Raw genomic sequence first — 12,065 nt, 5'->3', positions numbered from 1 at the left:
CGCGGCCCCCACGGGCACGCCGATCTATTCCGCCGGTGCCGGTGTCGTGGATGAGATCGGGCCGAACGGGTCCTACGGCAACTATATCCGCATCCGGCATAATGGTGAGATTTCCACCGCCTATGCCCACATGTCGCGATTCGGTGCCGGCATGCGCAAGGGTGCGCGCGTCGCCCAGGGCGATGTCATCGGCTATGTCGGCACCACGGGCCGTTCCACCGGTGCCCATCTGCATTATGAGATCGTGAAGAATGGACAGCAGGTCAACCCGCTGTCGGTGGCCGTACCCACGGGCCGCAATCTGGAAGGCAAGGAACTGGCCCGCTTCAAGGGTGTGATGGCCAGCCTTCAGGAGCGGTTTGAAGCCGGCGGCGATCAGGCCGCAGATGGCATCGGCTTGGTGTCGGCCACGCCTAAGGCCGCCAAGCCGTCCAAGGCCAGCTGCGACCGCAAGCGCGGCTGCTGATCCCCTTTCAGACCACACAACGGCAAAGAAAAGCCCGGCCGAATCGCTTCGGCCGGGCTTTTTGTTGTCATCAATCTCAGTGAAGGGTGCGCGCTTGCCCCCAGGCCGACTCGCCAGCGGGTGGCAGCGGACCATGGGCGGGTTCGCCCTGGATCAGCAGCCCGTCTTCATTGGCATCCACCCGCACCGGTGTGCCGGGGGCAACCTTGCCTTCCAGGATGCGGGTAGCCAGCGGGTTCTGCAGCTCGCGCTGGATCACACGCTTCAGGGGGCGGGCGCCATAGACGGGGTCATAGCCCTTATCGGCCAGCCATTCCTTGGCGGCACCTGTCAGTTCAAGGGTCAGTTCCCGTTCCGCCAGCATCCGGGTCAGGCGGCCGAGCTGCACCTCCACGATGCCCGACATATTGCCACGCGACAGACGATGGAAGATCAGGATCTCATCCAGCCGGTTCAGGAATTCCGGCCGGAAGGAGCCGCGCACCACTTCCATCACTTGGGCTCGCGCCGCCGAACTGTCCTCCCCATCGGGCAGGTTGGCCAGGAATTCGGAGCCAAGATTGGAGGTCATGATGATCAGGGTGTTGCGGAAATCCACCGTGCGGCCCTGGCCGTCCGTCAGGCGGCCATCATCCAGCACCTGCAACAGGATGTTGAAGACATCCGGGTGCGCCTTCTCCACCTCGTCGAACAGCACCACCTGATAGGGTCGGCGGCGCACGGCCTCCGTCAGGGCCCCACCCTCGTCATAACCGACATAGCCCGGGGGCGCGCCGATCATGCGGCTGACTGCGTGCTTCTCCATATATTCGGACATGTCGAGCCGGACCATCGCCGTCTCGTCATCGAACAGGAACTCGGCCAGCGCCTTGGTCAGCTCCGTCTTGCCCACGCCCGTGGGGCCTAAGAACAGGAAGCTGCCGATGGGGCGGTTGGGGTCCTGCAAGCCGGCGCGGGACCGGCGCACGGCGTTGGCGACGGCCACCACCGCCTCCTGCTGCCCGATCACGCGGCTGCCCAGATGGGTTTCCATCTGCAACAGCTTCTCCCGCTCTCCCGTCAGCATCTTGTCCATAGGGATGCCGGTCCAGCGGCTGACGACGGCGGCAATATCCTGCTCGCGCACGGCCTCATTCAGCATGCGGTTCTGGCTGGCGGCTTCGGCCTCGGTCAGGCGCTTTTCCAGGTCGGGGATGCGGCCATAGGTGATCTCGCCGGCGCGCGCCCAATCACCGGCCCGCTGCGCCTGTTCCAGCTCGGCCCGCGCCCGTTCCAGCTCTTCCTTGAGCTTCTGGGCCCCGGTCAGCGTGTCCTTCTCCGCCTGCCACTGCGCCGTCAGGGTGCCGGATTTCTGCTCCAGCTCCGCAAGTTCCGTCTCCAGCTTCTCCAGCCGGTCGCGGGAAGCCTGATCGGTCTCGCGCTTCAGCGCCTCGCGCTCAATCTTCAGCTGGATGATGCGGCGGTCCAGCTCATCGATGGCTTCCGGCTTGCTGTCCACGATCATGCGCAGACGGCTTGCGGCTTCATCGATCAGGTCGATGGCCTTGTCGGGCAGGAAACGGTCGGTGATATAGCGGTTGGACAGCGTGGCCGCCGACACGATGGCGCTGTCGGTGATGCGCACGCCGTGGTGCAGCTCATACTTCTCCTTCAGCCCGCGCAGGATGGAGATGGTGTCGGCCACCGTCGGTTCGGCCACGAACACGGGCTGGAACCGCCGGGCCAGGGCCGGGTCCTTCTCGATATATTTGCGATACTCGTCCAGGGTTGTGGCACCCACGCAGTGCAGCTCACCCCGCGACAGGGCGGGCTTCAGCATGTTGGACGCATCCATGGCGCCATCGGCCTTACCGGCCCCGACCAGGGTGTGCAGCTCATCGATGAAGACGATGATCTCGCCCGCCGCCGACTGGATTTCTGAGAGAACGGCCTTCAACCGCTCCTCAAACTCGCCCCGGAATTTGGCACCGGCCACCAGGGCGCCCAGGTCCAGCGACAGAAGACGCTTGGTCTTCAACCCCTCGGGCACGTCGCCATTGATAATGCGGAGCGCCAGGCCCTCGACAATGGCGGTCTTGCCCACGCCGGGTTCGCCGATCAGCACGGGGTTGTTCTTGGTGCGCCGCGCCAGCACCTGGATGGTGCGGCGGATTTCCTCGTCGCGCCCGATCACGGGGTCCAGCTTGCCGTCGCGCGCCGCCTGTGTCAGGTCACGGGCGTACTTCTTCAGGGCGTCATAACCCTGCTCGGCGGACGCGCTGTCGGCGGTGCGCCCCTTGCGCAGGCTGTTGATCGCCTCATTCAGCTTTTGCGGCGTCACGCCGGCGTCCGACAGCGCCTTGGCCGCATCGGTGCCCGTCGACAGCGCCAGCGCCAGCAGCAGCCGTTCGACGGTGACGAAACTGTCACCTGCCTTCTTGGCCAGCTCTGTCGCCTGTTCAAAGGTGCGAACCAGTTCGCGCGTCGCGAAAAGCTGAGTCCCTCCCCCTTCCACCTTGGGCAACTTGCGCAGGGCCGCATCAACACCGGCCTCTGCCGCGCGGGCATTGCCGCCGGCACTGGTGATCAGGTTGGCAGCCATGCCCTCCTGGTCTTCCAGCAACGCCTTCAACAGATGTTCAGGCGTCAGCTGCTGATGTCCAGCCCGCGCCGCCGCCCCTTGCGCCGCCTGGATGAAACCCTGGGCGCGTTCGGTATAGTTCTTGAAATCCATAACCCACTAACTCCCCGATTTTGCCCCATCGTCCCCGCTGGGCCCGATGAATGCGATGATCCACGTCATGTGCGATCCGGGAGGATCGTATCTGATGTGGGAAGCAGGACCCAAGCCCGCAAGGGCCCGTGACGGCATCTGACCGGACGGTTATGCTGCCCCGCATGAGCGAGCGATATTTCCACCTGTTCGACACGCCCATCGGCACCTGCGCCATCGCCTGGGGACCGGGTGGGCTGCTGGCCGTGCGCCTGCCGGCGGTGGAAGGTGGTGATCTGGCGGACAAGATGCGCCGGGCGGTACCGGGGGCACTGTCGGGTGAACCGGATGCAGAAGCCGCATCCGCCATCGCTGGCATCCGCGCCCTGCTGTCGGGGCAGAAGCTGGATTTGGCAGAAATCCGCCTGGAAATGGCGGCGACCGGTCCCTTCGACCGCGCCGTCTATGCCATTGCCCGCGCCATCCCGCCGGGACAGACCCTGACCTATGGGCAAGTGGCCAAGCGGCTGCCGCCAGATGTGCTGACCGACATGCCGCCCTCCATCGTGCCCCGCGCGGTGGGACAGTCACTGGGACGCAATCCCTGGCCCATCGTCGTGCCCTGTCACCGGGTGATGGCGGCAGCGGGCGGGACCGGTGGCTTCTCCGCCCCCGGCGGGGTGGATACCAAGCTGACCCTGCTGCGGATCGAGGGGGCTTCGTTGCCGGCACAGCAATTGGGCCTGTTCTGACGTTACAGGTGGCGACACCGCAATTAGGAAACCAAATTACCGGTTTTTGGGTATTGTCCGGGTTGCGCCGTGACCGCAGGGCAGATTATCCTGTCGCCATCATGTCCATCAAACTTGACACTATTCACTATTATCCCGTGAAGGGCCTGACCGCCCAGACGCTGGACCATGTCACCCTGACGCCGGGCGGCTGCCTGCCGCATGACCGGCGCTTCGCCATTCTGCATCGGGCGACGCAGTTCGACCCGCTGGAACCAGCCTGGAAGCCGAAGACCAACTTCCTGGTGCTGTTGCGGGATGAAAAGCTGGCGACTTTGCAGGCCGTGTTTGATCCCGCCACCTGCATGCTGGTCCTGAACCGCAATGGCAAACGGGTGGCCGGCGGGCGCATTGATACGGCCACGGGCCGTCTGCTGATCGATCAGTTTCTGTCCGCCTATATGAAGGATGCTGCTGTCCCCGGTCCCTATAAGATCGTGGAAAGCCCCGGCCATAACTTCACCGATATTCCGGACAAGGCCGTGTCGCTGCTGAACCTGGCCTCGGTGAAGGATATCGGGCGGGTGACGCAGCGGCCCGTCGATCCCCTGCGTTTCCGCGCCAATCTGCACCTGGCGGGCCTGGAACCCTGGGCGGAAATGGCCTGGGTGGACAAGCGCATCGCCATTGGCGATACGGTGCTGTCCGTGTTCAAAACTACCACCCGCTGTGCGGCGGTGGAGGTGAACCCCGCGACAGGCGAACGCGACATGGCTTTGCTGAAGGCGCTGAAAAGCGGCTTCGACCATGTGGTCTGCGGCGTCTATGCCCGCGTCGAACAGGGCGGGGAGATCAAGCCAGGGGATGCGGTTCAGGTTTTGGATTAAGGTTTCATTGCCCCCTCAGGTGCCGGGCGCCGCCATCCGGCGGCTTGGCTCACGGACCCACGGGGGTCCGGGCCAGCGGTCGCTGGCCTGCCAGTGATCATCACGGATGACCACCGGCACCTCACATTTGCGCACACACACTATGGCCCTCGGCCCCATCTCATGCTAATCAGCCCGCTTCAGTGCCAAGGGCGGAACAGTCACGTCGATGCATTTCCTGGAATTCGAAAAGCCGATCGCGGAGCTGGAATCCAAGATCGAGGAGCTGCGCCACCTTGCCGATGGCGGTGATCTGAACATCGCCGACGAGGTGAAGAAGCTTCAGGACAAGGTGGATAAGCTGCTGCGCGCCACCTATGCCAAGCTGACCCCGGCGCAGAAGGTGCAGGTGGCCCGCCACCCGAACCGGCCCCATTGCCTTGACTATGTCCAGGCGCTGATCACCGATTTCACCCCGCTGGCGGGCGACCGCCTGTTCGGAGAGGATCGCGCTGTTATCGGTGGGCTGGGCCGTTTCCGGGGCCGTTCCGTGGTCGTGATCGGCCAGGAGAAGGGCAACGACACCGAAAGCCGCGTGAAGCACAATTTCGGTATGGCCAAGCCGGAAGGTTACCGCAAGGCCCAGCGCCTGATGGCCATGGCCGATCGTTTCAACCTGCCCGTTATTTCGCTGGTCGACACGGCTGGTGCTTTCCCCGGTGTGTCGGCGGAAGAACGCGGCCAGGCTGAAGCCATCGCCAAATCCATCGAAAGCTGCCTGCGCCTCAACGTCCCGATGGTTTCCACCATCATCGGTGAGGGCGGGTCCGGTGGCGCGATCGCCATCGCTGCCGCCGACCGCGTGCTGATGCTGGAACATTCGATCTATTCGGTGATCTCGCCCGAAGGCTGCGCCTCCATCCTCTGGCGTTCTGCCGCCAACGCCGCCGATGCGGCCCAGGCCCTGCGCCTGACGGCACAGGATCTAAAGGAACTGGCGGTGATCGACCGCGTGGTGATGGAGCCGATCGGCGGCGCTCATCGTCGGCGCGAGGAAACGATCAGCGCGCTGGGCAATGCCATCGAGGATGCGCTGGAAGGTCTGCGTGGTCAGGATGGTGCAACCCTGCGCCAGAATCGCCGTCAGAAGTTCCTGGATATGGGCCAGAAGGGCCTGGGCTGATCGGTACGATTACTCTCGCACCGATAGACTTGTGCGCGGGTTTCACCTATAGTGAAGAGGAAGGTAGGACGGGTGGCTAGACCCGGCCTGCCCTCTCCTAGGTCCTTACCCCAGCATGATGGTGACGTGCAAAACACGCCGCCGCCAGATGGGGATACGGAGCACCAGGAGACACGACAGTTTGCGCATGTCGTACCTCCATAGACGGCGGGCCGCGGGATTGCGGTCCGCCGTTTTCATATTCAGTCAAATTGCGATTGCAAGTCCATGCAATTTCCCGTCATTGGGGAAATGTCGGCAGGATCAGAACTGCCAGGTCACGGCCACCGCCCCATACTCATCCCCTTCTTTCTGACCGCTGAACTCGCGGGTTCGGAAGACATGGGTATAGGTAATGCGGGCATCATAGATATTGATGGCCATACCCGCCTGCACATCCGCGACCCAGACCTTGCGGTCCACCGACCGGCTGTCGCGGAACGTATTGCCATCCAGGAAGATATTGCGGGCCACGGCCCGACCGGAGAAGCCCAAGAACCAATAGAAACCCACAGGATGGCGTGCGTCGGGTTCAAAGAAGCCGCTGCCGGGCAGGGATGGCTGGATGCGGGCGGGGCCGAAATCGGCGGGCAATTGCCATCCGGCGCGCAGCATAAAGCCGGCATCGGCATAGGTGGAGACATTGCCGACCGCCCCGCCGACATGGGGCATGATGTCGATGCCGAAGCCCGTGGTTTCCACCAGATCATAGCGCCAGCTGCGCTGATAGGTGACGACCACGCCCGGTTCATTATGCAGTTGCGTGTCCCAACCCTGTGGCCGGGGCGCGTCGGTTAGGCGGTGGACGATCTTCTGCGCCGGTTCGGCCAGCGATGCCGGCCCCACAACGCCCAGCGTCAACTGCAGCTGGTCCATCCGACGGTTGGTCTCATTGATCAGGCCGGCGGACCCATGCAGCCAGCCGGCATAGGGCCGCTCGTTCAAGGGCGGGTTGCGGGTTTCAATGTCGCTGGGCGTGTACATGTTCTGACCCACCGCGAACACCGCTCGCACGTGCCCATCCTGGGCAAAGAACGGCACCCACCGCGCCCAGCGGCGGGTCCAGTCCGGCACCTCGTCCCGCGCCGTGGTCCAGACCGCCTGCACCCCGTTCGTGTAATGGCGATCCAGGTTGTAGAACAGATCGTTCTCCAGGATCAGGGTCAGGGTGCCCGTCTCCGCCCCCGCCGTCGGCCCGGTAATCTCCGCCCGCACCGGCCCGGACAGGGCCAGGCCGGCCAGCAGCAACAGGAAAAGGGTGCGGGCGCGTGACATGATCGGGTGAGCATTGTTCAAGTTTGGTTAACGGGAATGGACCACCCGCACCCGCCCCGCAGTGACGCCCCTCACACCGGGGCGTTAATGGGTACCCCCTGCCCGGATTCCACCGTGTGGCCGACACCCATGAACTTCCGGATCAGGGCAAAGGTGCCATCGGGATCGTCGCGGAAGGTGCCGTGCCCGCAATGCGGGAACCGGTGCAACTGACTGGTCGCCTTGGGCAGCAGGCCGATGATCTCCTCCGAACACTCCCACGGCGTGATCGGGTCCTGATCCCCGCACAGCACCAGAACCGGATCGGTGACGCGCGGCAGGCTGTCGCGGAAATCCATGCCCCACATCTCCCCGCCCTTGCCGGAGAAATGTTCCAGAACCTCTGGCCGCATAATGGACCGCGCCCGGCCCGGCCCATCCATCGGCGCCTTCACGGTGTAGTAAGGCATGACCTGGGCCGCATAGGGCAGGACCTTGTCGGCCTTGATATCGGACCAGAAATCATCCGCCGCCTGCCCGATGGCGGGTCCGCCGCGCCGGGTGAAGGCCTTCACGATCAGGTCAAGCTGCATGCGCGCCGACGTGGAGGACAGAATGACCCCCGCCGCGTGGCCGGGATGGCGGCGCAGATATTCCATGGCGACAAAGCCGCCGAAACTGTTGCCCAGCACGTACGGCTTTTCGATCTCCAGCGTGTCGCAGAACCCCTTCACATCATCGGCCCATTGCGCCAGCGTCCAGGTGGCGGGATCGCTGCCGCCGCTGCGCCCCTGCCCGCGATGGTCCAGATAGATCACCTGCGCATCCGCCGACAGACCGCTGAAGGCTGGCTTGAAGCTGGCATGATCAAACCCCGGCCCTCCATGCAGCAGCAGCAGCGTGGGCTTCTTCCGCAGACTGCCCCCGTCGGGCACCAGTTCCGCGCCTTCGACATCGAAATAAAGCGGCGCACCATTGACCATTACCCGCACGATCACATCTCCCGGCAGAACGGATTTGGCGCAGGCTGGCACGGGGCATAGGCCGGCCGCAAGGGTTGCCGCCACAAGGCAGCGGACGTACAAGCAAAGGCGCTGGGAAACCGGCGGACAATGGGACAGGGCGAAGGCCCGCAATCCAGGCACAGGAAGGCAATCGGACTATGCATCAAGGGACAAAGCGTGGGCTGGCCACGCTGCTTCTGGGGGCGCTGTGTGTCATGCCGATCATCACGGACACCGCCGTCGCTGCCGATTATGTGGACGGCGCGCAGGCCGGGCGTGGTGACCGTCTGGTCGGTGCGAATTTCGCGGGCCGGTCAGAGATCATCGCTAAGAATGGTGCTGCCGCCACGTCGCAGCCGCTGGCGACCCAGGTCGCCATCTCCATCCTGCAACAGGGCGGCAGTGCCGTGGACGCCGCCATTGCTGCCAACGCCACCTTAGGCCTGGTGGAACCGACGGGCAGTGGCATGGGCGGCGACCTGTTCGCCCTGATCTGGGACCCCAAGCAGAACAAGGTTGTGGGCCTGAACGCGTCAGGCCGCGCGCCCAAGGGACAGACGCTGGACGATCTGGTCAAGCGTCTGGGGCCGGGCAAGATGATCCCCTCCCATGGCTCCTTGTCCGTCACTGTCCCCGGTGCTGTGGCCGGCTGGGTGGAACTGCACAAGAATTACGGCAAGCTGCCGCTGGACAAGGTACTGGCCCCGGCTATTGCCTATGCCAATGACGGTTTCCCCCTATCGCCCTTCATCGCCAAGGGCTGGGCCGCCAATTTCCGCCGCTTCGACCAGATGGGAAGCGTGATTGAGGAACTGGACAATGCCAAGAAGACCTTCCTGATCGACGGCAAGGCCCCGGTGGCCGGTCAGATCTTCCACAATCCCGACCTCGCCAAGTCGCTGTCGCTGGTGGCCAAGGGCGGTCATGACGCCTATTACAAGGGCCCCATCGCCAAGACCATCGATGCCTATATGAAGCGTATCGGCGGCCCCCTGCGGTACGAGGATTTCGCAGATTTCAAGGCGCAGTGGGTGGAGCCCATCTCCACCAATTATCGCGGCTATGATGTCTGGCAGATCCCGCCCAATGGCCAGGGTCTGGCCACGCTCCAGATGCTGAACATTCTGGAAGGCTACGACCTGAAATCCATGGGCCATAACAGCGCCGATTTCATTCATGTCTCGGTGGAAGCCAAGAAGCTGGCCTTTGCCGACCGCTCGCGCTGGTATGCCGATCAGGAATTCGTGAAGCTGCCCATCAGCACCTTGATCTCCAAGGACTATGCCGCCAAGCGCCGCGCCCAGATCGACATGAAGAAGGCCGGGGCACCGGAAACCGGCATCATGCCGGAAAGCCATGACACGATCTTCCTGTCCACCGCCGACAAGGACGGTCTGATGGTGGCGCTGATCCAGTCCAACTATCGCGGCATGGGCTCCGGTCTGGTCCCTGACGGTTTGGGCTTCATGCTGCAGGATCGCGGCGAGCAGTTCGCGCTGGATCCCAAGCATCCCAACGTCTATGCGCCCGGCAAGCGCCCCTTCCACACCATCATCCCCGGTTTTGTGACCAAGGATAACCAGCCCTTTGCCGCCTATGGCGTGATGGGCGGCGGTATGCAGCCGCAGGGCCATACCCAGGTCCTGGTCAACATGATCGATTTCGGCATGAATGTGCAGGAAGCCGGCGACGCCTCGCGTTGGCAGCATGAAGGATCGCCTGAACCGACCGGTGAAGCCGGCGACGGCGTGGGGATCGTCTATGTCGAGCAGGGCGTGTCGCCCGCCGTGATCGAGGAGCTGAAGAAGCGCGGTCACAAGGTGGAGGTGAAGCCCGGCCTGCATTATGGCAGCTATGAAGCCATCGTCCGCGACCATGCGAACGGCGTCTACCGCGCCGGCACCGAAATGCGCGTCGACGGCCACGCAGCGGGCTATTGATCGTCACGATCCTTCGTCATCCCGGCGGAAGCCGGGACCCAGGGGCCAGGCGCCCGGCCTTCCCGCACCGCCAGTCTGCGAAGCGTCAAGGTTCGATCCTGTGGCCCCAGGGTCCCGGCTTTCGCCGGGATGACGGGAGGTGCTTTCTGCTAGACCTAGTTATCTTTCCTGCCAGAGTCCCACCCCATGACCATCGATCCCGTCGCCCTGACCCAGGACCTGATCCGTTGCCCCAGCGTCACGCCCGCCGATGCCGGTGCGCTGGGTGTGTTGCAGCGGGTGCTGGAACAGATGGGCTTCACCTGCACGCGGCTGGTGTTTGAAGAGGCGGGAACCGATCCGGTCGATAATCTCTATGCCCGATTGGGGACCGGCAGCCCGAATTTCTGCTTCGCCGGGCACACAGACGTGGTGCCAGTCGGTGATGCGGCGGCATGGACCGTTGATCCTTTCGCAGCCGAAATCATCAACGGCAAACTTTACGGTCGCGGTACGTCCGATATGAAGGGTGCGATTGCCGCCTTCACCTCGGCGGTAAAATCATTTCTGGACCGGAATGGTACGCCGGATGGTTCCATCTCCCTGCTGATCACAGGGGATGAGGAAGGGCCCAGCATCAATGGCACGCGCAAGGTGCTGGACTGGATGCAGGCGAATGGAGAGGTGATCGACGCCTGTCTGGTGGGCGAACCCACCAACCCGCGCGTCATGGGCGACATGATGAAGATCGGGCGGCGCGGGTCGGTGACGGCCACATTGACTGCCTATGGCGCACAAGGGCATGTCGCCTATCCGCATCTGGCCGACAATCCCCTGCCGCGCCTGACCAAGGCGCTGTCCATGCTGGCCGACAGCCCGCTGGACGAAGGCACCCCGCATTTCCAGCCCAGCACGCTGGCCATCACCACCATCGATGTCGGCAACCCGGCCAGCAACGTCATCCCCGCCAAGGGCACGGCCAAGTTCAATATCCGCTTCAACGACCTGCACACGCCGAAAAGCCTGGAGGCCCATATCCTTGACGTGCTGGAGGAAGTGGGCGGCACCTGGGATCTGAAAATGGCCGTTTCGGGAGAGGCATTCCTGACCCCGCCGGGCGCCCTGGTCGCCACCGTCGCCGGGGCTGTCACCGCCGTGACGGGCAAGACGCCGGAACTGTCCACCTCGGGCGGTACGTCCGACGCCCGCTTTATTAAGAATTTTTGCCCCGTGGTGGAATTCGGGCTGGTCGGACAGACCATGCATAAGGTCGATGAACATGTGGATGTCGCCGATATCCGCACGCTGGCTGCCATCTATGACCGTGTCCTGGCCGATTTCTTCGGCAAGGCGGCGGCATGATCCCCTTGGTCGGGGCCATCCGGCTGGCCGCTCTTGATGGGCGCGGCATTGGCTTTTTCGATCCGTCACCGGCGGCTGCCTGGCGCAACCTGGTGCTGCTGGTGCCGCTGCTGCTGGCCCAGGCCGTGTCGGACCTGATGGCCCTGCCCGATGGGGTGGAGGTCACAACCTACCTGCTGCTGTCGGCGTCAGTGTCGGCGGTGCAGATGACCGGCTACATGCTGGCCGTGTCGCAAATCCTGGCCGGCACCGGGCATGGCGACCGCTTCCCGCTGTTCGTGTCCACCTATCTCTGGTGCAGCATCGTCAGCACCGCCGCCGGCCTTGTCGCCCTGGCTGTGGCCCTGGAATCCACTCTGCCCGTCGCCAATGGCATCGGCATCGGTCTGGTCCTTTGGAGCTTGGTCTATAGCTGGTTCAGCGTCCGTGCCGCCGTCGGCTGCCCCGCCGCTGTCGCCGCCGGTCTGGTCGTGCTGGAAATCCTGACGGTGCTGGCCACCAACGCCCTGCCGCTGCAACTGGCCCTGGCGGCGGCGAAGGGGTGAGCCC

The 12,065-nt window shown here is 64.0% G+C and carries 10 protein-coding genes (1 of these 10 running past the window's edge); 7 read left to right on the top strand and 3 right to left on the bottom strand.

Annotated features, from left to right (window positions below; all coding sequences use genetic code 11):
• Positions 1–466: the 3' end of a M23 family metallopeptidase gene (locus C0V82_RS12670; RefSeq protein WP_245924086.1), read on the top strand. 1,037 nt of this gene lie to the left of the window's left edge; the window shows 466 of its 1,503 coding nt (coding positions 1,038–1,503); its start codon lies beyond the left edge, outside the window; the stop codon is at positions 464–466.
• A gap of 76 nt (positions 467–542) precedes the next feature.
• Here C0V82_RS12670 and clpB read toward each other — a convergent pair whose 3' ends face one another.
• Positions 543–3,179 (bottom strand): ATP-dependent chaperone ClpB, encoded by a 2,637-nt coding sequence (gene clpB, locus C0V82_RS12665; protein WP_102112659.1) that lies wholly within the window; start codon positions 3,177–3,179, stop codon positions 543–545.
• A gap of 164 nt (positions 3,180–3,343) precedes the next feature.
• Between clpB and C0V82_RS12660 the strand changes: the two genes are divergently transcribed.
• The 3 genes from C0V82_RS12660 to C0V82_RS12650 all read left to right on the top strand — a co-directional run bounded on the left by C0V82_RS12660 (position 3,344) and on the right by C0V82_RS12650 (position 5,938).
• Positions 3,344–3,910, top strand: a complete 567-nt coding sequence (locus tag C0V82_RS12660; RefSeq protein WP_102113411.1) for a methylated-DNA--[protein]-cysteine S-methyltransferase — start codon at positions 3,344–3,346, stop codon at positions 3,908–3,910.
• A 101-nt stretch (positions 3,911–4,011) separates the two neighbouring features.
• Positions 4,012–4,776 carry an MOSC domain-containing protein gene (locus C0V82_RS12655; protein WP_102113410.1) on the top strand — a complete coding sequence of 255 codons (765 nt, stop codon included), beginning with the start codon at positions 4,012–4,014 and terminating at the stop codon, positions 4,774–4,776.
• 208 nt (positions 4,777–4,984) lie between these two features.
• On the top strand, positions 4,985–5,938 hold the full coding sequence (locus tag C0V82_RS12650; RefSeq protein WP_102112658.1) for an acetyl-CoA carboxylase carboxyltransferase subunit alpha: 954 nt from the start codon (positions 4,985–4,987) through the stop codon (positions 5,936–5,938).
• 303 nt (positions 5,939–6,241) lie between these two features.
• Here the strand turns inward: C0V82_RS12650 and C0V82_RS12645 are convergent, their stop codons facing one another.
• Positions 6,242–7,252 (bottom strand): lipid A deacylase LpxR family protein, encoded by a 1,011-nt coding sequence (locus C0V82_RS12645; protein WP_102112657.1) that lies wholly within the window; start codon positions 7,250–7,252, stop codon positions 6,242–6,244.
• Between the two features lie 71 nt (positions 7,253–7,323).
• Complete coding sequence (locus C0V82_RS12640) at positions 7,324–8,214, bottom strand: alpha/beta fold hydrolase (protein ID WP_102112656.1); 891 nt, start codon at positions 8,212–8,214, stop codon at positions 7,324–7,326.
• 236 nt (positions 8,215–8,450) lie between these two features.
• Here C0V82_RS12640 and ggt point away from each other — a divergent pair, with 236 nt between their 5' ends.
• From ggt to C0V82_RS12625, 3 genes are all read left to right on the top strand, one after another.
• Positions 8,451–10,175, top strand: coding sequence for a gamma-glutamyltransferase (gene ggt / locus C0V82_RS12635; protein WP_102113409.1), 1,725 nt, complete (start codon positions 8,451–8,453; stop codon positions 10,173–10,175).
• Between the two features lie 186 nt (positions 10,176–10,361).
• Positions 10,362–11,516, top strand: a complete 1,155-nt coding sequence (gene dapE / locus C0V82_RS12630) for a succinyl-diaminopimelate desuccinylase (protein WP_102112655.1) — start codon at positions 10,362–10,364, stop codon at positions 11,514–11,516.
• Complete coding sequence (locus tag C0V82_RS12625) at positions 11,513–12,061, top strand: hypothetical protein (RefSeq protein WP_102112654.1); 549 nt, start codon at positions 11,513–11,515, stop codon at positions 12,059–12,061. The genes dapE and C0V82_RS12625 overlap by 4 nt, the downstream gene beginning before the upstream one ends.
• Positions 12,062–12,065 lie beyond the last annotated feature (4 nt).

Origin of the sequence: Niveispirillum cyanobacteriorum (assembly GCF_002868735.1) — a bacterium.
GTDB classification, from domain to species: domain Bacteria; phylum Pseudomonadota; class Alphaproteobacteria; order Azospirillales; family Azospirillaceae; genus Niveispirillum; species Niveispirillum cyanobacteriorum.
This window is presented reverse-complemented; position numbering and strand designations above follow the sequence as displayed.